The organism is Streptomyces sp. V4I2 (genome assembly GCF_030817655.1).
GTDB classification, from domain to species: domain Bacteria; phylum Actinomycetota; class Actinomycetes; order Streptomycetales; family Streptomycetaceae; genus Streptomyces; species Streptomyces plumbiresistens.
In genome coordinates, this window is sequence record NZ_JAUSZM010000003.1 from 5,027,494 (window position 1) to 5,053,047 (window position 25,554).

A 25,554-nucleotide genomic window follows, 5' to 3' on the forward strand; every position below is an offset into this window, starting at 1 on the left:
GAGTTGTACTGCGGCTGTTGTGGGGTGCGGCTACCACGTCGTGTCAGGCGGTGGGTGTGCGTCCGTTCCATGGCTCCGCGGTTCGTCTCCGAGAACTCGCGGTCCTGGGCGGTATCTCTGTGATGCCCCGTGCGGTCGGCGGTCATCCAACCGGAACGGCATCAGCACGATATCCCCGAGTGCCATCCTTGGGGAGGGATCGCGGCACTGAGTGCCACGCAGTGATGGAGACCACCGTGCCCACCGTGGCTCCCTCATACGGCAGGATGACGGCGTGACCGACCGAGACGCCGCCCTCGATCCCGCCTCCATGCGTAAGCAGTACCGCGCCGAGGGGCTCGCCGAGGCCGACCTGGCCGCGACGCCCGTCGAGCAGTTCGCGCGGTGGTTCAAGGAGGCCGCGATCGAGGGGCGTCTTTTCGAGCCGAACGCCATGATCGTCTCCACGGCGGATGCCGAGGGCCGGCCCAGTTCCCGCACGGTGCTGCTGAAGCACTTCGACGAGCAGGGCTTCGTCTTCTACACGAACTACGGATCCCGCAAGGCCGGTGAGCTGGCGGAGAACCCGTACGTCTCGCTGCTGTTCCCGTGGCATGCGATGGCCCGCCAGGTCATCGTCACGGGCGTGGCGCGGCGTACCGGGCGTGACGAGACCGCCGCGTACTTCCGCAGCCGCCCGCACGGCTCCCAGCTCGGTGCGTGGGCGAGCGCGCAGTCCTCGGTGATCGCGGACCGCACGGACCTGGACGCGACGTACGCGGAGCTGGCCGCGCGGTATCCGGAGGGCGAGCAGGTGCCGGTGCCGCCGAACTGGGGCGGGTTCCGGGTGGCTCCGCAGGCGGTGGAGTTCTGGCAGGGCCGCGAGAACCGGTTGCACGACCGGCTGCGGTACGTGGCGGAGGCGGACGGGAGCTGGCGGGTGGAGCGGCTGAGTCCCTGAGGGCGGAGGCGGAGGGCCGCGAGCCGGGGGCCGACAGATCCACAGCAGTCGGCACCACTGACAACGCCTCAGTCCAGCGCCGCGTCCAGCAGGCTCGCCCACTGCGTCACGACCCGCTCCCGGCGCCCGGTGTCGTCGGTCAGCAGGTTCGCCAGTCCCAGTCCCCGGGCCATGTCGAGCAGGCCCTGGACCGTCTCGCGTACGCCCGGCCGGGACTCGTCGGCGCCCAGGAGGTCCACCGCGATCCGGTGGGTCTCGCGGCCGACGCGGGCTTCCAGTTCCGTCACCCGTGGCCGTAGTTGGTCCTCGTTCGACGCGGCGACCCACAGGTGGAGTGCGGCGCGGAACAGGGGGCCGGTGTAGAGGTCGACGAGGGCTGTTACGACGGCCCGGCGGTCGTCCGCGGCCGTGCCCTCGGGGAACAGTGCGCGCAGGGCCGTGGAGCGTTCCTCGGCGACGTATTCGACGGCGGCGGTGAAGAGGTCCTCGCGGGTCGGGAAGTGGTGTTGGGCGGCGCCGCGGGAGACTCCGGCGCGTTCGGCGACGACGGCGACCGTGGAGCCCGCCCAGCCGTGTTCGGCGAGGCAGGCCACGGCGGCTGCCAGGAGGCGCTGTCGGGTGGCCCGGCTGCGGTCCTGCTTGGGGACGCGGTCGCCGGGTGCACGGTCGACCGTGTTCACACCACCCATGTGGGATCCCGTCGTTCGAGGAAGGCCGTCATGCCCTCGCGGGCGTCGGCCGCGGCGAACAGGCGGGCGGAGAGCCTGGCGAGTTCGCCCGCGTCCAGGTCGAAGGCCTCCAGCACCTTAGCCGTGAGCAGCCGTTTCGTCTCGGCGAGGGCGCGTGGGGCGGCTCGCCGCAGTCCGTCGAGGACGGGGGCGAGGACCTCGTCGACGTCGGTGTGGTCGCCGGCGGCCGAGAGGAGGCCGATGCGGGCGGCCTCGGTGGCGTCGAAGGTCTCGCCGGTGAGGTAGTAGCGGGCGAGGGCGCGGGGGTCGACGCGGTGCAGGAGGGGGAGGGAGATCAGCGCGGGGGCGACTCCGATGCGGACTTCGGTGAAGGCGAAGGTGGCGGTGTCGGAGGCGGCGGCGATGTCGCAGGCGCCGAGCAGGCCGAGGCCGCCGGCCCGTACGTGGCCGGTGACGCGGGCCACGACGGGTTTGCGGAGTTTGACGATCTGCCTCAGCAGGGCGACGAGGGCCTTGGGCTGGGGCGGTTCGCGCAGGTCGGCGCCCGCGCTGAAGGTGGTGCCGGTGTGGGTGAGGACGACGGCGCGTACGTCGTCGTCCTTGCCGGCTCGTTTCAGGGCGTCGGTGAGTTCGTGCACGAGAGAGGCGGACAGGGCGTTGCGGTTGTGCGGCGAGTCGAGGGTGAGGGTGGTGATGCCGCGTTCGTGCGTGGGGTGGACCAGGGCGGTCACGTCCGCTCCCTGAGTTGTCGGCGCAGGATCTTGCCGGAGGCGGCGCGCGGGACGCCGTCGATGAAGGTGACGTGGCGGACGCGCTTGTAGGGGGCGACGTGTTCGGCGACGTACATCATGACCTCGCCTTCGGAGAGGTCGGTGGCGGTCGGCTGGCGGACCACGTAGGCGTGCGGGACCTCGTTGCCGTCGTCGTTGTAGGCGCCGATGACGGCGGCGTCGGCGATGCCGGGGTGGGTGAGGAGGAGGGCTTCGAGTTCGGCGGGGGCGACCTGGAAGCCCTTGTATTTGATGAGTTCCTTGACGCGGTCGACGACGAACAGCCAGCCTCCTGCGTCGACGTGGCCGACGTCCCCGGTGTGCAGCCAGCCGTCGGGGTCGATCATCTGGGCGGTGGCGTCGGGGCGGCCGAGGTAGCCCTTCATGACCTGGGGGCCGCGGATGAGGATCTCGCCGGACTCGTCGATGCCGAGGTCCTTGTCGGGGTCGTCGAGGGAGACGATCCGCATCTCGGTGCCGGCGATGAGCTTGCCGACGGTCCCTGGGGGCGCCTCGTTCATGGCGTCGAGGGGGACGACGTGGGTGCCCGGGGAGAGTTCGGTCATGCCGTAGGCCTGCCCGACGGGCGGCAGGCCGAGCCGTTGCGAGCAGGCGGCGGCGAGCTTGGCGTCCAGGGGGGCGGCGGCGCTGATGATGTACCGCAGGGACGACAGGTCGTACTGGGCGACCGCGGGGTGCTTGGCGAGGGCGAGGACGATCGGCGGGGCGACGTACAGGCCGGTGATGCGGTGGTTCTGGATGGCCGCGAGGAAGGTCTCGAGGTCGAAGCGGGGCAGGACGACGACGGTGGCGCCGGTGCGCAGGGGCCCGTTCATGAGGGCGGTGAGGCCGTAGATGTGGAAGAAGGGCAGGACGGCGAGGATGCGGTCGCCGGGGCCGGCGCCCATGGTGGGTTCGAGCTGGGCGAGGTTGGTGGCGATCTGGCGGTGCGTGAGCATCACGCCCTTGGGCATGCCGGTCGTGCCCGACGAGTACGGGAGGGCCGCCACGTCCTCGGCGGGGTCGATGTCGAGCTGCGGTTCGGGGGCCGTCGACGCCAGCATGTCGAGGAGCGAGCGGTGTCCTGGTGCGCTGTCGCAGACGAAGATCTCGCGGACGCCGCCGGCGAGTTCGGCGGCCCTGCGGGCGGTCTCCAGGAGGGGGGACACGGTGACGATCCAGCGGGCCGCGGAGTCGGTGAGCTGCTTGGCGAACTCCTCCGGTGTGGCGAGCGGGTGCACGGTCGTGACGGACGCCCCCGCGCGCGTGGCGGCGTAGAACGCGGTCGGGAAGGCGATCGTGTTGGGGCTGTGCAGGGCGAGGACGTCGCCCTTGCTGACGCCCGTCTCGGCGAGGGCGGCGGCGATCCGCCGGTGGAAGTGGTCGAGCTGGCTGTAGGTGAGTGTGGTGCCGTCGTTGCCGTCGATCAGGGCGGGCGCGTCACCGAACTCGGCGGCCCGGCCGAGCACCGCTTCGTGGATGGGGAGTTCTACGGGCGGGACGTCTGCGTACTCGCTGCGGAACATGGTTCCTCCTCGCGCGACACGTGCCGGTCGCTGCCGGTCGCTGCCGGTCGCTGCCGGTCAGTACGACTTGGGCAGGCCCAGGGTCTGGTGGGAGACGTAGTTGAGAATCATCTCCCGGCTCACCGGAGCAATACGAGCCACGCGGGCGGCCGTTATCAACGAACCGAGCCCGAATTCGCGGGTGAGGCCGTTTCCGCCGAGCGTGTGGACCGCTTGGTCGACGGCCTTCACGCAGGCCTCTCCTGCCGCGTACTTGGCCATGTTGGCGGCCTCGCCTGCGCCCGCGTCGTCTCCCGCGTCGTAGAGGTGGGCCGCCTTCTGCATCATCAGGCGGGCCAGTTCGAGGTCGATGTGGGCCTGGGCGAGGGGGTGGGCGACGGCCTGGTGGGCGCCGATGGGGGTGCTCCAGACGGTGCGGTCGCGGGCGTACGTGATCGCCTGCGTGAGCGCGTAGCGGCCCATGCCGATCGCGAAGGCGGCCGTCATGATGCGTTCGGGGTTGAGGCCGGCGAAGAGCTGCAGGAGGCCGGCGTCCTCGTCGCCCACGAGGGCGTCCGCGGGGAGGCGTACGTCGTCGAGGGTGAGCTCGAACTGCTTCTCCGCGGCGGTGAGTTCCATGTCGATGCGGTGGCGGGTGAAGCCGGGTGTGTCGCGGGGGACGATGAAGAGGCAGGGCTTGAGGCGGCCGGTGCGGGAGTCTTCCGTGCGGCCGACTATGAGGGTGGCGTCGGCGATGTCGACGCCTGAGATGAAGACTTTGCGGCCGGTGAGGAGCCAGTCTCCGGTGTCCGGGTCGCGGCGGGCGGTGGTGGTGATGCGGTGGCTGTTGGAGCCGGCGTCGGGTTCTGTGATGCCGAAGGCCATGGTGCGGGTGCCGGACGCCAGCGCCGGCAGCCATGTGAGCTTCTGAGCCTCTGTTCCGAAGCGGGCGATCACTGTGCCGCAGATCGCCGGGGAGACGACCATCATGAGGAGGGGGCAGCCGGCTGCGCCGAGTTCTTCGAGGACGATGGAGAGTTCGGCGATGCCGCCGCCTCCACCTCCGTATGCCTCCGGCAGGTTGACGCCGAGGTAGCCCAGCTTGGCTGCCTCCAGCCAGAGTTCCTGGGGGTGGCGGTTTTCGGCGATGACGGTGGCGATGTAGTCGCGGCCGTAGCGCTTGCCGAGGGCGGCTACTGCTTCTCGTAGGGCCTGGTGTTCCTCGGATTCGATGAGGGTGGTCATGCGGCTCCTCAGGGGGAGGGGGGTTCTGCCGTTTGGCGGGTGCGGGCTGGTTGTGGCTGGTCGCGCTCACGCGGCGGAGCCGCATATTCGATGCAGCCCCGCGCCCCTAGGTGTCCCGGACTACCGCCAGCAATAGGCCCACCGTTACCTGCTGACCGGGAACGGCCTGCAAGGCAGCCAGCGTCCCTGTCCGTGGCGCCACGACCTTGTGCTCCATCTTCATCGCCTCCAGCCACAACAGCGGCTCTCCGGCCTGCACGGTCGCCCCTACGACCGCCCCCTCGGCGACCCTGACGACCGTGCCCGGCATGGGGGCCAGGAGGGAGCCCGGCGCGTGCTGGGTCGTCGGGTCGGGGAAGCGGGGCAGGGCGGTGAGTCGGGTGGCGTTGACGTGCAGCTCGTCGCCGTACCGCGCGACCTCGAACCTGCGCTGTACGCCGTCCACTTCGAGTACGACGAGACGCGCGTCGGCGTGGACGACCCGTACCCCGTCCGCCTCCAGGCCCGCCCGGGTGTGCCGGTAACGGACCTCGTGCTCCTCTCCGGCCATGGCGTAGTGCTTGGTCTGGGGCTGGGAGGGGACGTTGCGCCAGGCTCCGAAGCGGGAGCGGCCGTGGGCGTCGGCGAGGGCGGCGGCGAGGGGGGCGTGGGGGTCGGGGCTGGGTTTCGTGAGGTCGGCGAGGTGGCGGTCGTAGAAGCCGGTGTCCATGCGGGCGGTGATGAACTCCGGGTGCCGTAGCGAGCGTACGAGGAGGTCCCGGTTGGTGGGCGGGCCGTGGAGCGTCGCTCGCTCCAGGGCGGAGGCCAGCTTGCGCAGGACCTCCGGGCGCGTGGGGGCGTGGGCGACGATCTTGGCGAGCATGGGGTCGTAGTGGACGCCGATGGGGTCGCCGTCCTCGTAGCCGGTGTCCAGGCGGACGCCTTCCGGGACGGTGAGGCGGTGCAGGGTGCCGGTCTGGGGGGTCCAGTCGGTGGCCGGGTCCTCGGCGTAGAGGCGGGCTTCTACGGCGTGGCCACGCGCGCGTGGGGGGTCCTCCTCAAGCGGCTCGCCTTCTGCGACGCGGATCTGCTGGGCGACCAGGTCGATGCCGAAGACGGCTTCGGTGACGGGGTGTTCGACCTGGAGGCGGGTGTTCATCTCCAGGAAGTGGGCCTTGCCGTCGGCGACCAGGAACTCGACGGTGCCGGCGCCCACGTAGTGGACGGCGCGGGCGGCGCGTACCGCCAGCGCGTGCAGTTCCCGGGTGAGCTCCTCGGAGAGTCCCGGGGCGGGGGCTTCCTCGATCACCTTCTGGTGGCGGCGCTGCAGGGAGCAGTCGCGGGTGCCCAGCGGCCACACCGTGCCGAGGGTGTCGGCGAGGATCTGTACCTCGACGTGCCGGCCGCCCTCCAGGTACGGCTCGACGAACACCTCGCCGTCACCGAAGGCGCTCGCGGCCTCGGCGCGCGCGCTCTGCAGTGCGGAGTCCAGGTCCTCCAGGCGGCGCACGATCCGCATCCCGCGCCCGCCGCCGCCCGCCGCCGCTTTCACCAGCACGGGAAGGTCGGCCTCGGTGACCTCGTGCAGGGGCGCGAGGCCCATCAGCTCCTTGGCGCGCGTCTTGGACGCCATGGCCTCGATCGCCTCCGGCGGCGGGCCGATCCAGACCAGGCCCGCGTCGAGGACGGCACGGGCGAAGTCGGCGTTCTCGGAGAGGAAGCCGTAGCCGGGGTGCACGGCGTCCGCGCCGGCGGCGACGGCGGCCTTCACGACGAGGTCGCCGCGCAGATACGTGTCGGCGGGCGCCGCGCCCGGCAGTCGTACCGTCGCGTCGGCCACGCGCGCGTGGAGCGCGTTCCGGTCGGCGTCCGAGTGCACGGCGACCGTGCGGATGCCCAGCTCGCGGCAGGTGCGGAAGACGCGGCAGGCGATCTCGCCACGGTTGGCGACCAGCAGAGAAGCGATCACGGGGAGGTCCTTCACATCCGGAAGACGCCGAAGCCGCCCCGCGCGCCCTGGTAGGGGGCCGTGTGGAGGGCGGACAGGCACAGGCCGAGGACGGTGCGGGTGTCGCGCGGGTCGATGACGCCGTCGTCGTACAGCCGCCCGGACAGGAACATCGGGAGCGACTCGGACTCGATCTGCTGCTCCACCATGGCGCGCAGGGCGGCGTCCGCGTCCGCAGCCTTTTCGTCGTATGGCTGTCCCTTCGCCGCCGCCGACTGCCGGGCGACGATGGAGAGGACGCCCGCGAGCTGCTGGGGGCCCATGACGGCGGACTTGGCGCTGGGCCAGGCGAAGAGGAAGCGGGGGTCGTAGGCGCGGCCGCACATGCCGTAGTGGCCGGCGCCGTAGGACGCGCCCATGAGGACGGACAGGTGGGGGACCTTCGAGTTGCTGACCGCGTTGATCATCATCGCGCCGTGCTTGATGATGCCGCCCTGCTCGTACTCCTTGCCGACCATGTAGCCGGTGGTGTTGTGCAGGAAGAGCAGCGGGATGTCGCGCTGGTTGGCGAGCTGGATGAACTGGGCGGCCTTCTGGGACTCCGCGCTGAAGAGCACCCCTTGGGCGTTCGCCAGCACCCCTATGGGATAGCCGTGCAGGGTCGCCCAGCCGGTCGTCAGGCTCGTCCCGTACAGCGGCTTGAACTCGTCGAAGTCGGAGGCGTCGACGATGCGGGCGACGACCTCGCGGGGGTCGAAGGGGGTTTTCAGGTCGCCGGGGACGATCCCCAGGAGCTCGTCCTCGTCATACTTGGGAGGTATGGCCGGGCCCGGATCGCCGTACGCCTTGCGGTGGTTGAGGCGGGCCACCACGCGCCGCGCCTGCCGCAGCGCGTCCCGCTCGTCGACGGCGAAGTGGTCGGCGAGGCCCGACACGCGTGCGTGCATCTCGGCGCCGCCCAGGGACTCGTCGTCGCTCTCCTCGCCGGTGGCCATCTTCACGAGCGGCGGCCCGCCGAGGAACACCTTCGCGCGTTCCTTGACCATGATCACGTGGTCGGACATGCCGGGGATGTACGCGCCTCCGGCCGTGGAGTTGCCGAAGACGACGGCAATGGTCGGGATGCCCGCCGCCGACAGCCTCGTCAGATCCCGGAAGATCGCGCCCCCGGGGATGAAGATCTCCTTCTGGGACGGCAGGTCGGCGCCGCCGGACTCGACCAGGCTGATGCAGGGCAGCCGGTTGGCGAGGGCGATGTCGTTCGCGCGCAGCGCCTTCTTCAGGCTCCACGGGTTGCTGGCGCCGCCGCGCACGGTCGGGTCGTTGGCGGTGATCAGGCACTCCACGCCCTCGACGACACCGATACCGGTGACGAGCGAGGCGCCGACCGCGTAGTCGCTGCCCCAGGCGGCCAGCGGGGACAGTTCCAGGAAGGGCGTGTCGGGGTCGAGGAGCAGCTCGATGCGCTCGCGGGCGAGGAGCTTGCCGCGCTGTCGATGCCGTTGCACGTACTTCGGGCCGCCGCCCTCGATGGCCTTCGCGTGCTCGGCGTCCAGGTCGGCGAGCTTGGCGAGCATGGCGTCGCGGTTGGCGCGGTAGTCGGGGCCGTTGGTGTCCAACGTCGACGAAAGGACGGTCACAGCAGGGCCTCCGGGATGTCCAGGTGGCGGGAGCGCAGCCATTCGCCGAGGGCCTTGGCCTGCGGGTCGAAACGGTGCTGGGCGGCGACGCCCTCGCCGAGGATGCCCTCGACGACGAAGTTGAGGGCGCGGAGGTCGGGGAGGGTGTGGCGGGTGACGGTCAGCGGACGGCTTTCCGGTAGCAGCTGCTGGAATCTGCCGGTCGTCAGCTCGTGGGCCAGCCACCGCCAGGCCTCCTCCGTCCGCGCCCAGACTCCGACGTTGGCGTTCCCGCCCTTGTCGCCGCTGCGGGCGCCGGCGACCAGGCCGAGAGGGGCACGGCGGGTCGGTCCCGGAGGCAGGGGCTCGGGCGGGACCGGCTCCGGCACGTCGTCGAGTACGACGGTCTGGTGGGCTGGCGCCACAGGGACCCGGCGCCCGTCGTGGAGGACGGCCACATGGTCCACGGCGCCATGGGGAACGTACGCACCCTCGAAGACCCCATAGGGCGAACCCTTTCCCGGTGGGGCCAGCACATGGAAGCCGGGGTAGCTCGCGAGCGCCAGCTCGACGGCCGCCCCGCTGAGGGCCCGTCCGACGACCTCCTGCTCCGGGTCCCGGACGACGAGCCGCAGCAGGGCGCTCGCGGTCTCTTCGGTGGGGGCGTCGGGGCGGTCGGTACGGACCAGGTCCCAGCGCACCTCGGCGACCTTGGCGAGCGCCGCCGCCATCTGCTCCCGCACCAGCGCGGCCTTGGCCTCGATGTCGAGGCCGGTCAGCACGAAGGTGACCTCGTTGCGGAAGCCGCCGAGGCGGTTGAGGCCGACCTTGAGGGTGGGAGGCGGGGGTTCGCCGCGTACTCCGTCGATGCGGACGCGGTCGGGGCCGTCCTGGGTGAGCCTGATCGTGTCGAGGCGGGCGGTGACGTCGGGGCCGGCGTACCGGGCGCCGGACGTCTCGTAGAGGAGCTGGGCGGTGACCGTGCCGATGTCGACGAGGCCGCCGGTGCCGGCGTGCTTGGTGATGACGGCCGTGCCGTCCTCGTGGAGCTCGGCGAGCGGGAAGCCGGGGTGGCGGACATCGCCGTCCTGGAAGTACGCGTAGTTGCCGCCGGTCGCCTGCGTGCCGCACTCCAGGACGTGCCCGGCGACGACGGCCCCCGCGAGCCGGTCGTAGTCGTCCGGCCGCCAGCCGAAGTGGGCGGCGGCCGGGCCGGTGACGAGGGCCGCGTCGGTGACGCGGCCGGTGATCACGACATCGGCGCCCTCCCTGAGACAGGCCGCGATGCCGAAGCCGCCGAGGTAGGCGTGGGCGGCGAGGCTGCCGGGATGCCGGGCGGTCAGGTCGTCGCCCTCGACGTGGGCCACGCGCACGGGGATGGTGAGGCGTTCGGCCAACTCCCGTACGGCGTCGGCGAGTCCGGCCGGATTGAGGCCGCCGGCGTTGGCGACGATCCGCACACGCCGTTCCTGCGCGAGCCCCAGGCACTCCTCCAACTGCCGCAGGAAGGTACGGGCGTACCCGGCGCCGGGGTCCTTGAGCCGGTCGCGGCTCAGGATGAGCATGGTCAGCTCGGCGAGGTAGTCGCCGGTGAGGACGTCGAGTTCGCCGCCGGTGAGCATCTCGCGCATGGCGTCGAAGCGGTCGCCGTAGAACCCGGAGGCGTTGCCGATACGCAGAGCCCTCACCCGGCGTCCCCTTTGGGTGGGCGCCCTGCTCCCGGGGGCCCCGCGAAGGCCTGGGCGATGTCGAGCCAGCGGTCGGCGTCGGGGCCGTCGGCCCGCACCGCGAGGTCGGTGCGGTGGGCGCGCTGGGTGACCAGGAGGCAGAAGTCGAGCGCGGGGCCGGTGACGCGCTGGGGGGCGTCTTCGGGGCCGTACGTCCACAAGTCGCCGGAAGGTGCGGCGAGTTCGATGCGGAAGTCCTCGGCGGGCGGGGTCAGTCCCCGTACCCCGAAGGTGAAGTCGCGGGCGCGCACACCGATGCGTGCCACATGCTTCAGCCGGTCGGTGGGCGGGCGCACCACACCGAGCGTGTCCGCCACGTCCTGGCCGTGGGCCCAGGTCTCCATGAGCCTGCCGGTGGCCATGGACGCGGCCGACATGGGCGGGCCATACCAGGGGAAGCGGGCGCCGGGCGGGGATGCGCGCAACGCCGTGTCGAGAGCGGTACGTCCTTCCCGCCACCGCGCCAGCAACTCGTCGGGCGGGAGCGTGGCCCCCTCCTCGGCGCCCTGGTCGACGAACGAGTCGGGGGCGGCGAGCGCCTTCTCCACCAGGGCTCGGAAGCCGTCCTCGTCCGTGACGGCGAGCAGCGCCGAGCGGTCGGTCCAGGCGAGGTGCGCGATCTGGTGGGCGACGGTCCAGCGGGGGGCAGGGGTGGCGAGGGCCCATTGCTCCGGGCTCAACTCGGAGACGAGCCGGTCGAGTTCCTCGCTCTCCGCACGCAGGTCTTCGAACACGGGCGTCGGGTCGGCCATGGGGGGAGCATGGCAGCGGCCCGAGAAACAATCAAGCGTGCTTGCATTTGTTTTTCACGACGTGGGCTTCGAAGCGTGTGCTCAAGCCGTGCGCTCCTTGAGCCAGCGGCGGGCGCCGACCTCGCTCGGGTACTCGCGGACGGTGAACGCGGCGACGGCCCAGCCCACGCCCCACGCGGCGAACGCAGGCATCACGGGTGCCGCGATCACGAAGAGAAGCCGGCCGGCGAGGACCAGCCCCACGGAACGGCGGGTCTCGTCGCGCTTGTTCCGGCCGGCCCGGTCAGGGGTCGGCGGGTCCTGGAGCTTCTCGCGGTGGTCCCGGCGCTGCACCCGCCACCCCCACACCGACGCCCCGCAGGAGGCGGCCACCTGCGCCCCGTCCCACACGGTGCGCACGGTCGGCGACAGGCCCGCGCGGAAGCTGCCGTAGAGGCGGAGCGAGATGTAGACGACGAAGGCCAGGACGGCGAACCAGACAAGGGCACCGAGAGTGCGGCGCAGCCAGTAGCGCGCGCCGCGCTCGTACCAGGTCGTGCCGAGGCCCGGCAGGGCGGGGATCGACGGCCTGACACGGGGGGCGGGGACTTCAGAAGATGCTTTTGATGCCATTCCACACGTCGTCTTTCAGTCTCACGAAGTCGTCCCCGGTCTCCGACAGGACGTGGCCGGTGCCGTGCAGCACACCGCCCACCACCCCCCGGTCGTGGATGTCCTCACTCCAGTGTTCGTGGAAGGCGTGGTCGATGACGCCGGTCGCGCCGACCACCACCGCACCGCCGACCCCGGCCACCACGGCCACGGGTACGTCCACGGGCGCCAGGGCCACCAGGCCCGCCGTGACGGCCGTACCGGCGGCCAGTCCGGCCAGGTTGGCTCCGCCGTCGACCGCGACGGACTTCTGCCACGACCAGCCCTTGTCGTGGTCGTCGGAGGCTTCCAGCAACCCGCAGGCACCGGCCGCGGCGACGTCCAGCACCGGGACCTCCTTGAGGAAGTCCGGCAGCTTCTCCATGCCCTTGCCGAGGCGCAGCGCGTCCGCCGCGTCGGCCAGTTTGACGTTCAGGGCCCGGTCGTAGGGCAGCGCCGTACTGCCGTGGTCGGCGCGGACGACGGCCTCCTCCAGCGAGTCGACCCTGGTGACCGCGTCCGCGTAGGCGCCCTTGGCGGGGAGGTCCTTGGGCAGCGCCCGGCCCGCCTTCTGGAACGCCTTGCGCTCCGCGCGCAGTTCCTTCTTGGCGGCCTGCTCCTCGGCCTTGGCGCCGTCGAGCGCGGCCCGGGCCTTCGTGCCGCCGGCCCGCGCGTCCTCGGCGTCATAGGCGTACAGGCCCCGCAGATAGTCGGCGAGGGTGAGCTTGTCTCCGGTCGAGACCGGCGAGGTCACCTGCGCGTACAGCCCCCGCAGCCTGTCCGCCGCCACCAGCCGGGCCTGTTGGGCGGTGTGCAGGATCTGTTGTCGGACCGTGGCGTACTCGTTCGTCGCGGAGCCGGCCTTCTGGTCCTCGGCGCTGGGAGGGTCGGCCATGACGACGGCCAGGGGCACCCCCTTGTCCCCCGTCGCCGCCCCCTGGCGCGTGGCCGTGTGCTCCGCGTTCTGCAGGGCCGTCTCGCAGGTGGACAGGGCGTCGGCGAGATCGGAGACGATGGCTCCCGCGCTGTGCACGAGGCTCGCGAAGGCGCCCGCCGCCATGGCGTCCTCGCTCCAGGTGGCACGGAAGGTCTCGGCGGCCTCACCCTTCCAACTGGCGTCGTCCACAAGGCGTTCGACCGCGCGACCGAGCGGCTGGACCACGTCGTCCAGCTTCCGCTGGGCGTTCTTGTACGTCTCGGCCATCGTGCGCAGCCCGCCGATGTCGCCGCCGACCCAGCTGTCCGCCATCAGCCGTCACCCACCATCAAGTCCTCGAACAGTCCGTGTACGTCGATGTCGTGACGCTGGAAGGAGTCGCGGGCGTGGGCCACCTTGTCGCCGTGGTCGTCCAGCCGGTCGGCGAAGCCGGTGTGCAGGCCGACGATGAGCTCGGCAACCTCCCGCAGGGCGTGGTCGAGGCCGGGGTCGCCGCCGTCGGCCACCGGCGGGGCGACATCGGCGTGCAGCTTGCGGTAGGTGACGGCCTCGTCGTGGAAGGTCGTGGACAACGACGTGAGGTCGCTGAGGATCGCCTTGAAGTCGGCCGTCATCAGCGCGCCCCCCGGGCGTAGGCGGCCAGGTCGGCCGGCTGCCAGTTGTAGTGGCCCGGGGCGATCCGCGGGTCGAGCAGCACGGTGACACCCTGCGCGCCCATCCCCTCGGCCAGCGGGCCGATCGAGGTGGCGACCCACGGCTGCGCCTCACCGAGCGCGGCCACGAGCCCCTCCAGCGTGGTGAAGGCGAACGCCACGGTCCGGTCCGTGGGGTGCGCGAACAGTTCGTACTCGATGTAGGAAACGCGGGCGGGAGCGCCACCGGACGGGTCCGTGGTGTCGACGTGGCGGGGATGGGCGGGCACGAACACGGGCGTGTGGTAGGCGGGGACACCCGGCTTCGGGCCCGGTGACTCCCGCGGCTCGGCGTCGATGTAGTCGAGAAGGCGCGATCTGCGGGGCTCAGGGCGCCGAGGCTCGCCCGGACCCGCGGACGGCTCCGCTTGGTCGGGTTCCGCATGGTCGAGACAGTCGAGATAGTCGAGAAGGCGCGAACGGTTCGGTAGGCCCACCGCCGTCTCCTCTTCCCCGTGGACGAGTGGCGGGACCACCGTAGCCAGCAGGCAAACGCGCAAAACATGCCATCTCGGGCGAAGAGGGCGGGGCATGCGGAACCCATACGACCGTTTGGCCACGGGCTGATGCGCGCTTGACCGCCCGATGACCGGACCGCCGCTCTCAGGCTTCCGGCAGCGTCGCCCTCCCCCGCCCCACCTGCGTCCGCACCGCCCCCATGCTCGCCACGATGACCAGGGCGATCGCGGCGGACTCGATGGTGGTCAGGGTCTGGTCGAGGATGAGGAAGCCGGCCGTGGCGGCGAGGGCCGGTTCCAGGCTCATCAGGATGGCGAAGGTGGAGGCGGGGAGGCGGCGCAGGGCGAGGAGTTCGAGGGTGTAGGGCAGGACGGAGGAGAGGACGGCCACCGCCGAGCCGAGGGCGATCGTCGTCGGGTCGAGGAGCTTCGTGCCCGATTCGGCGATGCCGAGGGGGAGGAACGTCAGGGCCGCCACGGCCATGGCCAGCGCGAGCCCGTCCGCCTGCGGGAAGCGACGGCCCGTACGCGCGCTGAAGACGATGTACGACGCCCACATGGCGCCCGCGCCCAGGGCGAAGGCGACGCCTATGGGGTCGAGGTCGCTGAAGCCTCCGCCGCCGAGGAGGAAGACGCCGGCGAGGGCCAGGCCCGCCCAGACGAGGTTGAGCGCGCGGCGGGAGGCGAGGACGGAGAGGGCGAGGGGGCCGAGGACCTCGAGGGTGACCGCCGGGCCCAGGGGGATGCGGTCGACGGCCTGGTAGAAGAGGCCGTTCATCGCGGCCATGATGACGCCGAAGACGACGACCGTGCCCCAGTCCGCGCGCGAGTGACCGCGCAGCCGGGGCCGGCAGATCAGCAGCAGCACGACTGCCGCCGCCAGCAGACGCAGCGTGACCACGCCGAGCGCGCCGGCCCTCGGCATCAGCGTCACGGCGAGGGCACCGCCGAACTGCACCGAGACACCCCCGGCGAGCACCAGCCCCACCGGCCCGAGCGAACCCCAGCGGCCGGGAGCGCCGGCCGGCTCGGGTGCATGACCGGCGGAGGAGGAGGTGGACGTCGTTGCGCTGCGGGTGCTCACGGGGCCTTCCGGGGCGGTTCGAGGGCTCGTACATCTCACTGTACGACGCAGTCCAGAGTAATGGACTGCGTCAGGTGTGTGAACCCCTTATACGACTGTCTGTCCCGGGCGCCCGCCCACCGGGCCTAGCGGCGGGCCATGTACAGATCCAGCGCCTTGTGCAGCAGCCGGTTGAGCGGGAAGTCCCACTCCCCCAGGTACTCGACGGCCTCACCGCCCGCGCCGGCCTTGAAGCGCAGCAGCCCCAGAAGGTGGTTGGACTCCTCCAGCGTGTCCGTGATGCCCCGGAAGTCGTAGACGGCGGCGCCGAGTTCGCGGGCGTCGGTCATCATGCGCCACTGCATGGCGTTGTTGGGCTGGACCTCGCGCTTGCGGCTGGTGGAGGCGCCGTAGGAGTACCAGACGTGGTCGCCGACGGTGAGCATGGTGGCCGCGGCGAGGACGTCGCCGTCGTGGTGGGCGAGATAGAGCCGCATCCGGTCGGGGTGCTCGGTGGTGAGCGCGGTCCACATGCGCTGGAAGTAGGACAGGGGGCGCGGGAGGAAGCGGTCGCGCTCGGCGGTCTCGGCGTACAGCTCGTAGAAGGCGGGCAGGTCGTCGTAACCGCCGCGTTCGATCTTCACGCCGGCCTTCTCGGCCTTCTTGATGTTGCGCCGCCACTGCTGGTTGAGGCCGCGCTGGATGTCCTCCAGCGACCGTCCGGCGAACGGCACCTGGAAGACGTACCGGGGCTGTCCGGCCGCGAAGCCGTCCTCGCCGCCGGGTTCGGTCTGCCGCCAGCCCGCGCGGCGCAGCCGTTCGGCGACCTCGGCGGCGCCCGGTTCGTGCGAGGTCGCCTCGGCGTCCCGCAGGCGCCGGGCCGCCGGATCGGCGATCGCCGCCTTCACCGCGTCGGCGCTCCACCGGCGGACGACGACGGGCGGGCCCATCTTCACCGAGAAGGCGCCCTGTCGCTTGAGGTGGGCGAGCATCGGCTCCAGCCACCGGTCGAGGTCGGCCGCGTACCAGTCGATCAGCGGCCACCTCGGGCAGATACGCGAGGTACCGCTTCAGCTTCGGCAACGCCCGGAACAGCACGAGCCCCGCCCCGACCAGCCGCCCCTCCTCGTCGAACCACCCCAGGCTCTCCGCCCGCCAGTCAGGCTTCACCTCGCCCCAGGAGGGGACCTGCATGTGGCTGGCGGAGGGGCGGGCCGCGACGAAGGTGAGATGTTCGTCGCGGGAGAGGGTCTGGATGCGGAGGGTCATGCGTGGACTCCTTGACGGTGGCTGAGCGTGACAGCCTATGAGTCAGCCGCGGCCGTCCCGGGGACCGAACAGCCTCAGTGCCTCCGTGTCCGTGGCGCGGGCGTTGAGGAAGTAGTCGGCCCACTCGGCGATGTCCGGGTAGGCGCAGTCCGCCACGAGGCGGCTGACCGCCGAGGGGATGTCGTACGGCGTGACCCGCAGGTCGGCTCCCGGCCCGAGCAGGCCCCAGTGGGCGCCCGTGCGGCCGTACGGCATGCCGACGCTGCCGGGGTTCACCACCAGGCGCCCCTGGGCGAGGCGGACGTACGGCATGTGGGTGTGGCCGCAGACCACCGTGCGGACGTCCTCGTCGAGGTCCGCGAAGACCTCCGTCCAGCGCTCGGGGCGGGAGTCGACGAGGACGACCTCTTCGTCGTCGCGCGGTGTGGCGTGGCAGAACAGGACCTTGCCGAGACCGTCGATCGGGAGGGTGAGCGTGGTGGGCAGCCCGGCCAGGAACTCGATCTGCTCGTCGGTGAGTTGCTCCGCCGCGAAGGGGGCGATCGGGTCGGGGATCGTGTCCCGCTCGCCCCGGCGGTACTCGACCAGTTCCCGGTCCGCGTTGCCCGAGACCCACAGCACCCGGTCGCCCTGCGCGCGCAACAGCTCGACGACCTCGCCCGGCTGCGGGCCCGCCGTGATGTCCCCGGTGAGCACGATGCGCTCGGCGTCCGCCACGTCGGGCTCGGCGAGCACGGCTTCCAGGGCGGGGAGCACCCCGTGGATGTCGGAGAGGACAGCGACGCGGCTCAGGGGGTTTCCGGGGCTTTCGGGGTTTCCGGGGCTTTCGGGAGCGGAGGGGATCGACATGCGCCCGACTCTCAGCCCGATCGGATCGGCACGCGACCGTTTTCGCCGGGCGCGTAGCCGCGCTGCCGCACGCCCCCGGTCACCCCATCGCATCCGTCACCCCATCGCATCCGTCACCCCACCGCGGCCGCCCCCTCCGCACCAGCGAACGCCAGGATGTCGGGGACCGCTTCGCGAAGACTCCCGAAGTGGCGGTGCACGCCGGTCACGGCGGCCGGGGCGTTGACGCCCCACACCGTCATGCCGGCCCGCAGACCCGCCTGAACTCCGGACGGTGCGTCCTCGATAACCAGGCAGTCCTCGGGGCGGGCGCCGAGCAGCTCGGCGGCGAGCAGGTAGGGCAGAGGTGACGGTTTGCCTTCCGTCACCGCGGCGGCGTCCACCACGACGGGCGGCACCGGCAGACCCGTCCGGGTGAACCGCCCGCGCACCCGGTGTTCGTAGTTCGAGGTCACCAGCGCCCAGGCACCCGGCGGCAGGGCGCCCAGCAGCCGCGCCGCGCCGTCGAAGGCCGCGTAGACGCCGGACCGGACGTCCTCGTCCTCCAGCTCGTGCAGCGCGCTCAGGCACTCCCCCGGATCCCGGTCCGGGACCACCGTCGCGAAGGTCTCCATCGGCCGCGTCCGCAGGGCCACCCGGTAGACCTCGTCAGGGTCCAGGGAGTACCGCGCCGCCCAGGTTCCCCACACCCGGCGCTGGTTGGCCACGGCGTCGATCAACGTGCCGTCGACATCGAAGAGGACGTACTTCCTGGGGCCGGGCCGCACAGATTCAGACTCACTGGTCACGGCGTGATCATGTCAGGAAGCCGGGGACTACTCACCCCGCTTCCCTTCCGCCTGCTCCAGACCCTCCGCCAAGACCTCCGCCACATGCCGCCCCCGCACCCCCGCCACCTGCTCCAGCTGCGTCCGGCACGAGAACCCGTCGGCCAGGACCACCGTGCCGTCCGCGGCCTCGCGCACCGCCGGCAGCAGCTGCTCCTCCGCGCACGCGGCCGACACCTCGTAGTGGCCCTTCTCGAAGCCGAAGTTGCCCGCGAGGCCGCAGCAGCCGCCCGCGAGCTCACCGGTCAGGCCCGCCGCCAGGCGCAGACGGCGGTCGGCGGCGTCGCCGAGGACCGCGTGCTGGTGGCAGTGCGTCTGACCGGCCGCGGGACGGTCCAGGCGGGGCGGGGTCCAGTCGGGGGCGAGGCGTTCCAGGGCCTCCGCGAAGGTCAGGATCCGGGAGGCCAGGCGGGCGGCGCGAGGGTCGTCGTGCAGGAGTTCCGGCAGGTCGGTGCGGAGGGCCGCCGCGCAACTGGGTTCCAGGACGACGACCGGGGCGCCCGACTCCAGCACCGGCGCCATCAGGTCCAGCGTGCGGCGCATGACCGTACGGGCTCGGTCGAGCTGGCCCGTCGAGACGTAGGTCAGGCCGCAGCAGACGCGGCTCCGCCGCATGCTCAGCAGGGAGATCGCGGCCTTCGACGTGCCGTCCCCCACGGGTCGCACGCGCATCCGCAGCGTCGGAGGCAGCGCCACCCGCAGGCCCGCCGCCTCCAGCACGCGCACGGCCGCGCGCCCCACGGACGGCGAGAGATGCTCGGTGAAGGTGTCCGGCCAGAGGATCACCAGGGCCCCGGAGCCGCCCACCGGCTCCCGCCTCCGCCACCACCGGCTGAACGTCTCCGTGGCCACCCGCGGAATCGCCCGCTCCGCCGCGATCCCGCCCACCCGTTTCGCCGCCCACGCGAACGGCCGTACGGCGGCGAACGCGTTGACCACCGCCCCCGCCCGCAGCCGGGACACCCAGCGCAGCCACACCGGCAGCCATCCCATGCTGTAGTGGGCGGCGGGGCGTCGCCGCCCCGCGTAGTGGTGGTGGAGGAACTCCGCCTTGTACGTGGCCATGTCGACCCCGACCGGGCAGTCGGAGCGGCAGCCCTTGCAGGACAGGCACAGGTCGAGGGCGTCATGGACCTCCTCGGACCGCCAGCCGTCCGTCACCAGCTCGCCCGCGAGCATCTCGTGCAGCAGCCGGGCACGCCCGCGCGTGGAGTGCTCCTCCTCGCCGGTGGCCCGGAAGGACGGGCACATGACGGACGACCCGGACACGGACGTCGTACGGCACTTCGCGACCCCGACACACCTGCGCACCGCCGCCGAGAAGTCGCCGCCGTCCGTCGGATAGCCGAAGGCCACGTCCACCGGCTTCCGCGGGAGCACCGAGAAGCGGAGGTTCGTGTCGAGGGGCGCCGGGCGTACCAGCATCCCCGGGTTGAGCAGGTCGTCCGGGTCCCAGACCGCCTTCGCCCGCTCGAACAGCCCCACCAGCTCCGCGCCGTACATACGCGGCAGCAGTTCCGCCCTCGCCTGCCCGTCCCCGTGCTCTCCGGACAGCGAACCGCCGTGGGACACGACCAGTTCGGCCAGTTCCTCCGAGAAGCTCCGGAAGCGGGCGACACCCGCCTGCGTCAGCAGGTCGAAGTCGATGCGGACGTGGATGCAGCCGTCCCCGAAGTGGCCGTACGGCGTGCCGCGCAGCCCGTGCGCACCGAGCAGCTCCCTGAAATCGCGCAGATAGGCACCCAGCCGGGCCGGCGGCACCGCGCAGTCCTCCCACCCCGGCCACGCCTCGCTCCCGTCCGTCATCCGGGTCGCCGTACCGCTCGCGTCCTCCCGGATGCGCCACAACGCCCGCTGCCCGGCCGGGTCCGTCACCACGAGCGCGTCGACGACGTCCGCCGCCCGCACGATCGCGTCCGCACGCGCGCGTGCCTCGGCCTCCGTCTCGCCGCCGGTCTCCACGAACAGCCAGGCACCGCCCCGGGGGAGTTCGGCCGCGGAGGCGACGAGGTCCACGGCCATGCCCTCGACCGTCAGGGGCCCGTACGGGAGCAGGCCCGCCGCCGCCTCGGCCGCCGCGCTCTCGTCGGCGTACGCCAGTACGGCCAGCGCACGCGCGCGTGGCGCCCGCACCAGCCCCACGACCGCCTCCGTCAGCACGCCCAGCGTGCCCTCCGAGCCGCAGAGGGAACGGGCGACGTCGGTGCCGTGCTCGGGCAGCAGGGCGTCCAGGGCGTAGCCGGAGATACGGCGGGGCAGCTCGGGGAAGCCGGTGCGCAGACGGGACAGTTCGCCCTCCACCAGCTCGCGCAGGCCCTCGGGCGCGCCCGCCCAGCCCCGCCCGGCCCGCAGCCGCTCCCCGCGCGCGGTGACCACCGACAGCTCCCGCACGCTGTCCGCGGTCGTCCCCCACTCCACCGAGTGCGAGCCGCACGAGTTGTTGCCGATCATGCCGCCGAGCGTGCAGCGGCTGTGGGTAGAGGGATCCGGGCCGAAGCGCAGCCCGTGCGGGGCGGCGGCGTCCTGGAGCCGGTCGAGCACCAGCCCCGGCTGGACCACGGCCGTCCCCGCCTCCGGGTCCAGCGACACCAACCGGTTCATGTGCCGGGTGAAGTCCAGTACGACGCCCGTGCCCGTCGCCTGCCCGGCGATCGACGTCCCTCCGCCCCGCGCCACCACGGGCACGCCGTGCTCCCGGCACACCCCGAGCACCGCCGCCACGTCGTCGGCGTCCCGGGGAGCCACGACACCCAGCGGGACCCGCCGGTAGTTGGACGCGTCCATGGTGGTCAGCGCCCGGGAGGTGACGTCGAAACCGACCTCGCCCCGGACGGCCTTGCGCAGATCGGCCTCAAGATCCGTCATGTCTCCAGCAAATCAGTCCGCCCGACCAGTCCGTCAACACCGACGCGTCTCAGCCGACGGACTACGTTTCGACCAGGTTTCCCGCAACGGCTACCCTCCCTTCCGTGGCTGAGATCCAGATTCCCGCTGACATCAAGCCCGCCGACGGACGTTTCGGCGCGGGCCCCTCCAAGGTGCGGACGGAGGCGCTGGACGCACTCGCCTCCACCGGTACGTCCCTCATGGGCACCTCTCACCGTCAGGCCCCGGTCAAGAACCTGGTCGGCAAGGTCCGCGAGGGCATCTCCGAGCTCTTCCAGCTCCCCGAGGGATACGAGGTCGTCCTCGGCAACGGCGGCTCCACCGCCTTCTGGGACGTCGCGACCCACGGCCTCATCGACAACAAGTCGCAGCACCTCAGCTTCGGCGAGTTCTCCTCCAAGTTCGCCAAGGCGTCCAAGCTCGCCCCGTGGCTCGCCGAGCCGACCGTCATCTCCTCCGACCCGGGCACCCACCCGGAGCCGCAGGCCGAGGCGGGCGTCGACGTGTACGCCTTCACCCACAACGAGACCTCCACCGGTGTCGCCGCGCCGATCAAGCGCGTGGCCGGTGCCGACGAGGGCGCGCTGGTCCTCGTGGACGCGACGAGCGGCGCCGGCGGCCTCCCGGTCGACATCGCCGAGACCGACGTCTACTACTTCGCCCCGCAGAAGTCCTTCGCCTCCGACGGCGGCCTGTGGATCGGCGTGTTCTCCCCGGCCGCGATCGAGCGCGCCGAGCGGATCCACGCCTCCGGCCGCCACGTCCCGGAGTTCTTCTCGCTCCCGACGGCGATCGACAACTCCCGCAAGAACCAGACGTACAACACCCCGGCGCTGGCGACCCTCTTCCTCCTCAACGACCAGCTGGAGTGGATCAACGGCCAGGGCGGCCTCGCCTGGTCCACGGGCCGTACGAAGGACTCCTCGACCCGCCTCTACGGCTGGGCGGACGAGTCCAAGTACGCGACCCCGTTCGTCGCCGACCCGGCCAAGCGCTCCCAGGTCATCGGCACGATCGACTTCGCCGACGAGATCGACGCCGCGGCCGTCGCCAAGGTGCTGCGCGCCAACGGCATCGTCGACACCGAGCCCTACCGCAAGCTCGGCCGCAACCAGCTCCGCGTGGCCATGTTCCCGGCGATCGACCCGGCGGACGTCGAGGCGCTCACCAGGTGCGTCGACTACGTGATCGAGAAGCTCTGACCTTCTCCCGTACGAGAATGAGGGCGCCCGGCGGACACCGGGCGCCCTTCTTCGCGTAGAGGCTCAGGTCGCCGTGCAGCTCACGCTCGGCACGCCCCCGCCCCCGGGCGCACCCGAGAACCCGAAGCCCGCCGAACCGCCCGCCGCGACCGCCCCGTTGTGCGAGGCGTTCACCGCCGTCACGGTCGCCCCGCTCTGGGTGTACGACGCGTTCCACATGCTGGTGACCTGCTGCGCACCAGGCCAGGTCCACGTCACCTTCCAGGACTTCAGCGGCGTCGTGCCCGAGTTGGTCACCTTCACCTCGGCGTTGAAGCCGCCGCCCCAGTCGCTGCTGACGGTGTACGCGGCGGTGCATGCGGCCGTGCCTCCGCCGGGATCACCGGGGCCAGTGGGGTCGCCCGCCGGAAACCCCCGCGCCTTGATGCTCGCCAGATACCCGTCCTTCACCGTGTCCACGGTCGACCAGTCGTCCTTCAGGATGCCGCCCGTGTCACCGGAGTTGGGGTTCCAGGACCAGAAGGTCCAGTGGAAGCTGTCGGCGCCGTGGGCCGACGTCGAGCGCAGATACGTCACCAGCGCCGCCAGCCACTTCTGGTCCACCGTCGACTGCAACGTCGTACCGAACTCGCCGAGCCACACCGGGGCGATGTTCTGCTTGAAGATGTAGCCCCAGTACTTGTCCCAGATGCCCGGCATGTTGTCGGGGAAGGACGGATCGCTGAACCACGGCTGATGGGCCACGCTGGTCGCGTAGTCGTGGGCCGAGTACACGAGCCGGTTCGGTACGTCGAGCTGGACCGGGTACTGCGCGACTCCCATCAGGTTGCCTCCCCACCAGCCGTTGACACCGTCGTACGACTGGACGCCCTCGACCATGATCAGCAGATCGGGGTTGACGGACAGGACGGCGTTCCCGGCACGCTGGGCTGCCAGGCGCCAGTCCCTCGTCGTGTCGCCGCAGCCCCAGCAGGCGGGGTCGTGCGGTTCGTTGTGCAGGTCAATGCCCACCACCGTGGGATTGCCGAGATAACGGGTCGCCAGCGCCCGCAGGTTGCTGATCCACGTCGACTCCGGGACCGCCGCCGTGTACCAGAGCGCGGACTGGCCGGCCGCGTCCGGGCGGTGCCGATCGAGGACGATCTTCAGGCCGGTCTCACCGGCGTGCGCCACGATCCGGTCCAGGACCTGCACCGAGGTGGGCCCTTGCAGATCGGCGTTCTTGCCGTCGGCGTAGTTGATGCTGTCGGGCATGGTGCCGGGCTTGAGGATGTCGTCGCTGAACGGGATGCGGAGGGTGTTGTAGCCCAGCGACCTCATCTGGTCGATCATGCTCTTGTAGTCGCGGGCCCAGAGGCCGTGGGGGACGTGGTTGGCGGTCTCGAAGCCGAACCAGTTGATCCCGGCGATACGGACCGGCTGTCCGGCCGCGTCCAGGATCTGGCGGCCACTGGTGTGCCAGTAGCCCGCCCCCGGTTCGGCCGCGTCGGCGGTCTGGGCGCCGGCCAGGGGTAACAGGAGCGCCGCGGCAACAGCGCACAGCGCTCTTCGCAAGCTGCGGAACATGTCGCAACTTCCTCTCGGGAGGCGCGGGCCCGGAACGAGTGGGAGCGCTCCCACGTCCCCGCTCCTCCCATGGAAGTCAGGTCACACCGACACGTCAAGGCATCCGACGTCACCGGCTCAGCTTCTGGAACCTCCGTACCGCGAGCGGAAGGCTGCATCTTCTGGGGGACAACCCCCAGACCCCCGGCCGACTCAGCGACTGAGCCTCCTGAACCGACGCACCGCCAGCGGCAGAAACGTGGCCGTCAGCACTACCGGCCACACCCCGGCCATCAGCAGCGCGTGCTGTTCGACCCAGGAGTCCCCGGCCCCCACCGGTGTTCCGAACAGCTCGCGGGTGGCCGCGGCCGTGGAGGAGATCGGGTTCCAGGCGGCCACATGGCCGAGCCAGTCGGGCATCAGCTGGGGGGCGACGAAGATGCTGGAGATCATGGTGAGCGGGAAGGCGACCGCGAACAGTCCGCCCGCTGCCTCCGGGTTGGGGACCAGGAGACCCAGCCACACCCCGATCCAGATCAACGCGAACCTGAGCCACAGCAGCAGTCCGAACGCGGCCAGGAAGCCCCAGCCGCCGTCCGGCCGCCAGCCCATGGCGAACGCGGTGGCCATCATGATCGCCAACTCGGCGCAGGCGGCGAGCAGATCGGTCACCCCGCGCCCGGCGACCACGGCGGACGAGGCCATCGGCATGGAGCGGAAGCGGTCGATGACGCCCTTGGTGGAGTCGTAGACCACGAGCGTGGCGGTGTTGATGAAGCCGAACGCCATCGTCATCACGAACATCCCGGGCATCAGGAAGTCCTTGTAGTCCCCGCCGCCGGGCACCTGCATGGCGCTGCCGAAGACATAGCCGTAGAGGAGGACGGACAGAATGGGGAAGCCCAACTGCCAGGCGATATTGATGGGTTGGCGCTGATAATGAGTGAGTCCGCGGCGGACGATGTTCCAGCAGTCGGCCAGGGCCCAGTACGTGCGTCCGCGGGCGTCCTGGCCGGTCAGGTCGACGGCGCTCATGCGGCGGCCTCCTTCGCTTCCGATACGTCCGTACGGTGTCCGGTCAGGCGCAGGAACACGTCGTCGAGGCTCGGCCTGCGCAGCCCGATGTCCTCGACCCGGACGCCCTCGTCCTGGAGCGTCCGCGCGACCTCCGTCAGCGCGGACACCCGGTCGGTCACGGGGGCGTGCACCCGCAACCCGTCCTCGTCCGCCTCGGGTTCGCCGTCGCAGACCCGCGCGACGACCTTGACCACCCTCGGGATCTCGGACCGCTCGGCGACCACGACCTCGACACGGTCGCCGCCGATCCGGTTCTTCAGCCCGTCCGGGGTGTCGTCGGCGATGGCCCGCCCGTGGTCGATGACGGTGATGCGGGAGGCCAGCTTGTCGGCCTCCTCCAGGTACTGCGTGGTCAGCAGCACGGTGGTGCCGCTCGCCACCAACGCCTGTACGGAGTCCCAGACCTCACCGCGGCCGCGCGGGTCGAGGCCGGTCGTCGGCTCGTCGAGGAACAGGACGGCCGGGGCGAGGATCATCGAGGCGGCGAGGTCGAGGCGGCGCCGCATGCCGCCGCTGTAGGCGCCGACGCCCTTGTCGCCGGCGTCGGTGAGGTCGAACTGCTCCAGCAGCTCCACGGCCCGCAGCTTGGCCCGCCTGCCGCCGAGGTGGAACAGGCGGCCGAACATCTCCAGGTTCTGGCGTCCGGTGAGCACCTCGTCCACGGCCGCGTACTGCCCGGTGAGGCCGATGCGGGCGCGCACCTCGCGCGGCTGCCGGACCACGTCGAGGCCGGCCACCGTCGCGTGTCCGCCGTCCAGCCGGACGAGCGTGGACAGGATGCGTACGGCCGTGGTCTTGCCGGCGCCGTTCGGTCCGAGCAGGCCGTGCACGGTGCCCTCGCGGACGGCCAGGTCGAAGCCGTCGAGGGCGCGCTTCTCGCCGTAGCGCTTCTCCAGGGCCTCGGCCTGCACCGCGTATGTGTCGCTCATGGGTCCCCCTTCTCGG

The 25,554-nt window shown here is 71.7% G+C and carries 21 protein-coding genes and 1 pseudogene; 2 read left to right on the forward strand and 20 right to left on the reverse strand.

Translation table 11 applies throughout. The annotated features are described in order from the left end of the window. The first annotated feature begins 310 nt into the window (after positions 1 to 310). Positions 311 to 940, forward strand: coding sequence for a pyridoxamine 5'-phosphate oxidase (pdxH, locus tag QFZ76_RS23630; RefSeq protein WP_307680109.1), 630 nt, complete (start codon positions 311 to 313; stop codon positions 938 to 940). Between the two features lie 68 nt (positions 941 to 1,008). On the opposite strand, the gene QFZ76_RS23635 is transcribed toward pdxH, so the two are convergent. From QFZ76_RS23635 to QFZ76_RS23715, 17 genes and pseudogenes are all read right to left on the reverse strand, one after another. Further along, entirely contained in the window at positions 1,009 to 1,629 is a 621-nt protein-coding gene (locus QFZ76_RS23635) for a TetR/AcrR family transcriptional regulator (protein ID WP_307675624.1), read from the reverse strand. Further along, entirely contained in the window at positions 1,617 to 2,360 is a 744-nt protein-coding gene (locus tag QFZ76_RS23640; protein WP_307675625.1) for an enoyl-CoA hydratase family protein, read from the reverse strand. Before QFZ76_RS23640 ends, QFZ76_RS23635 begins: the two co-directional genes overlap by 13 nt. Continuing rightward, complete coding sequence (locus QFZ76_RS23645; protein ID WP_307675626.1) at positions 2,357 to 3,925, reverse strand: 4-coumarate--CoA ligase family protein; 1,569 nt, start codon at positions 3,923 to 3,925, stop codon at positions 2,357 to 2,359. Before QFZ76_RS23645 ends, QFZ76_RS23640 begins: the two co-directional genes overlap by 4 nt. A 57-nt stretch (positions 3,926 to 3,982) precedes the next feature. After that, positions 3,983 to 5,149, reverse strand: a complete 1,167-nt coding sequence (locus QFZ76_RS23650; RefSeq protein WP_307675627.1) for an acyl-CoA dehydrogenase family protein — start codon at positions 5,147 to 5,149, stop codon at positions 3,983 to 3,985. 106 nt (positions 5,150 to 5,255) lie between these two features. Continuing rightward, positions 5,256 to 7,097, reverse strand: a complete 1,842-nt coding sequence (locus tag QFZ76_RS23655; RefSeq protein WP_307675628.1) for a biotin carboxylase N-terminal domain-containing protein — start codon at positions 7,095 to 7,097, stop codon at positions 5,256 to 5,258. 11 nt (positions 7,098 to 7,108) lie between these two features. Further along, on the reverse strand, positions 7,109 to 8,716 hold the full coding sequence (locus tag QFZ76_RS23660) for an acyl-CoA carboxylase subunit beta (protein WP_307675629.1): 1,608 nt from the start codon (positions 8,714 to 8,716) through the stop codon (positions 7,109 to 7,111). Continuing rightward, positions 8,713 to 10,383, reverse strand: a complete 1,671-nt coding sequence (locus tag QFZ76_RS23665) for an acyclic terpene utilization AtuA family protein (RefSeq protein ID WP_307675630.1) — start codon at positions 10,381 to 10,383, stop codon at positions 8,713 to 8,715. The genes QFZ76_RS23660 and QFZ76_RS23665 overlap by 4 nt, the downstream gene beginning before the upstream one ends. Then, positions 10,380 to 11,174 carry a TIGR03084 family metal-binding protein gene (locus QFZ76_RS23670; protein ID WP_307675631.1) on the reverse strand — a complete coding sequence of 265 codons (795 nt, stop codon included), beginning with the start codon at positions 11,172 to 11,174 and terminating at the stop codon, positions 10,380 to 10,382. The genes QFZ76_RS23665 and QFZ76_RS23670 overlap by 4 nt, the downstream gene beginning before the upstream one ends. 81 nt (positions 11,175 to 11,255) lie before the next feature. Beyond that, entirely contained in the window at positions 11,256 to 11,786 is a 531-nt protein-coding gene (locus tag QFZ76_RS23675) for a hypothetical protein (protein WP_307675632.1), read from the reverse strand. Further along, positions 11,764 to 13,053 (reverse strand): WXG100 family type VII secretion target, encoded by a 1,290-nt coding sequence (locus QFZ76_RS23680; RefSeq protein WP_307675633.1) that lies wholly within the window; start codon positions 13,051 to 13,053, stop codon positions 11,764 to 11,766. Before QFZ76_RS23680 ends, QFZ76_RS23675 begins: the two co-directional genes overlap by 23 nt. Beyond that, the gene (locus tag QFZ76_RS23685) at positions 13,053 to 13,355 is read right to left on the reverse strand and encodes a DUF6317 family protein (RefSeq protein ID WP_307675634.1); all 303 of its coding nucleotides are present in this window, start codon (positions 13,353 to 13,355) and stop codon (positions 13,053 to 13,055) included. The genes QFZ76_RS23680 and QFZ76_RS23685 overlap by 1 nt, the downstream gene beginning before the upstream one ends. After that, the gene (locus tag QFZ76_RS23690) at positions 13,355 to 13,870 is read right to left on the reverse strand and encodes an SAV_915 family protein (protein ID WP_307675635.1); all 516 of its coding nucleotides are present in this window, start codon (positions 13,868 to 13,870) and stop codon (positions 13,355 to 13,357) included. Before QFZ76_RS23690 ends, QFZ76_RS23685 begins: the two co-directional genes overlap by 1 nt. 166 nt (positions 13,871 to 14,036) lie before the next feature. Continuing rightward, a complete protein-coding gene (locus tag QFZ76_RS23695) occupies positions 14,037 to 14,975 on the reverse strand; it encodes a DMT family transporter (protein ID WP_307675636.1) in 939 nt (312 codons plus the stop codon). Positions 14,976 to 15,100: 125 nt separating this feature from the next. Continuing rightward, a pseudogene (locus tag QFZ76_RS23700) lies at positions 15,101 to 16,223 on the reverse strand (lipid II:glycine glycyltransferase FemX). Between the two features lie 42 nt (positions 16,224 to 16,265). Then, entirely contained in the window at positions 16,266 to 17,072 is an 807-nt protein-coding gene (locus tag QFZ76_RS23705) for a metallophosphoesterase (RefSeq protein ID WP_307675637.1), read from the reverse strand. Positions 17,073 to 17,185: 113 nt separating this feature from the next. Beyond that, positions 17,186 to 17,860 carry an HAD-IA family hydrolase gene (locus QFZ76_RS23710; protein ID WP_307675638.1) on the reverse strand — a complete coding sequence of 225 codons (675 nt, stop codon included), beginning with the start codon at positions 17,858 to 17,860 and terminating at the stop codon, positions 17,186 to 17,188. A gap of 27 nt (positions 17,861 to 17,887) precedes the next feature. Further along, entirely contained in the window at positions 17,888 to 20,764 is a 2,877-nt protein-coding gene (locus tag QFZ76_RS23715) for an FAD-binding and (Fe-S)-binding domain-containing protein (protein ID WP_307675639.1), read from the reverse strand. Positions 20,765 to 20,868: 104 nt separating this feature from the next. Between QFZ76_RS23715 and serC the strand changes: the two genes are divergently transcribed. Next, positions 20,869 to 21,987: a phosphoserine transaminase gene (serC, locus tag QFZ76_RS23720; protein ID WP_307675640.1), complete on the forward strand. Its 1,119-nt coding sequence runs from the start codon at positions 20,869 to 20,871 to the stop codon at positions 21,985 to 21,987. Between the two features lie 63 nt (positions 21,988 to 22,050). On the opposite strand, the gene QFZ76_RS23725 is transcribed toward serC, so the two are convergent. The 3 genes from QFZ76_RS23725 to QFZ76_RS23735 form a co-directional block, all read right to left on the reverse strand. Further along, entirely contained in the window at positions 22,051 to 23,553 is a 1,503-nt protein-coding gene (locus QFZ76_RS23725; RefSeq protein WP_307675641.1) for a cellulase family glycosylhydrolase, read from the reverse strand. A gap of 192 nt (positions 23,554 to 23,745) precedes the next feature. Continuing rightward, a complete protein-coding gene (locus QFZ76_RS23730) occupies positions 23,746 to 24,567 on the reverse strand; it encodes an ABC transporter permease (RefSeq protein ID WP_307675642.1) in 822 nt (273 codons plus the stop codon). Further along, positions 24,564 to 25,538, reverse strand: coding sequence for an ATP-binding cassette domain-containing protein (locus QFZ76_RS23735; RefSeq protein ID WP_307675643.1), 975 nt, complete (start codon positions 25,536 to 25,538; stop codon positions 24,564 to 24,566). Before QFZ76_RS23735 ends, QFZ76_RS23730 begins: the two co-directional genes overlap by 4 nt. Between the last annotated feature and the right edge of the window lie 16 nt (positions 25,539 to 25,554).

Bases quoted from the DNA above. Each gene is read 5' to 3' on its own strand.
- QFZ76_RS23675 (WP_307675632.1), bottom strand. From the start codon at position 11,786: ATGGCATCAAAAGCATCTTCTGAAGTCCCCGCCCCCCGTGTCAGGCCG.
- QFZ76_RS23635 (WP_307675624.1), bottom strand. From the start codon at position 1,629: ATGGGTGGTGTGAACACGGTCGACCGTGCACCCGGCGACCGCGTCCCC.
- QFZ76_RS23650 (WP_307675627.1), bottom strand. From the start codon at position 5,149: ATGACCACCCTCATCGAATCCGAGGAACACCAGGCCCTACGAGAAGCA.
- pdxH (WP_307680109.1), top strand. From the start codon at position 311: ATGCGTAAGCAGTACCGCGCCGAGGGGCTCGCCGAGGCCGACCTGGCC.
- QFZ76_RS23645 (WP_307675626.1), bottom strand. From the start codon at position 3,925: ATGTTCCGCAGCGAGTACGCAGACGTCCCGCCCGTAGAACTCCCCATC.
- QFZ76_RS23670 (WP_307675631.1), bottom strand. From the start codon at position 11,174: ATGGCCGACCCGACGCCCGTGTTCGAAGACCTGCGTGCGGAGAGCGAG.
- QFZ76_RS23715 (WP_307675639.1), bottom strand. From the start codon at position 20,764: ATGACGGATCTTGAGGCCGATCTGCGCAAGGCCGTCCGGGGCGAGGTC.
- QFZ76_RS23705 (WP_307675637.1), bottom strand. From the start codon at position 17,072: ATGTCGATCCCCTCCGCTCCCGAAAGCCCCGGAAACCCCGAAAGCCCC.
- QFZ76_RS23730 (WP_307675642.1), bottom strand. From the start codon at position 24,567: ATGAGCGCCGTCGACCTGACCGGCCAGGACGCCCGCGGACGCACGTAC.
- QFZ76_RS23725 (WP_307675641.1), bottom strand. From the start codon at position 23,553: ATGTTCCGCAGCTTGCGAAGAGCGCTGTGCGCTGTTGCCGCGGCGCTC.
- QFZ76_RS23685 (WP_307675634.1), bottom strand. From the start codon at position 13,355: ATGACGGCCGACTTCAAGGCGATCCTCAGCGACCTCACGTCGTTGTCC.
- QFZ76_RS23680 (WP_307675633.1), bottom strand. From the start codon at position 13,053: ATGGCGGACAGCTGGGTCGGCGGCGACATCGGCGGGCTGCGCACGATG.
- QFZ76_RS23735 (WP_307675643.1), bottom strand. From the start codon at position 25,538: ATGAGCGACACATACGCGGTGCAGGCCGAGGCCCTGGAGAAGCGCTAC.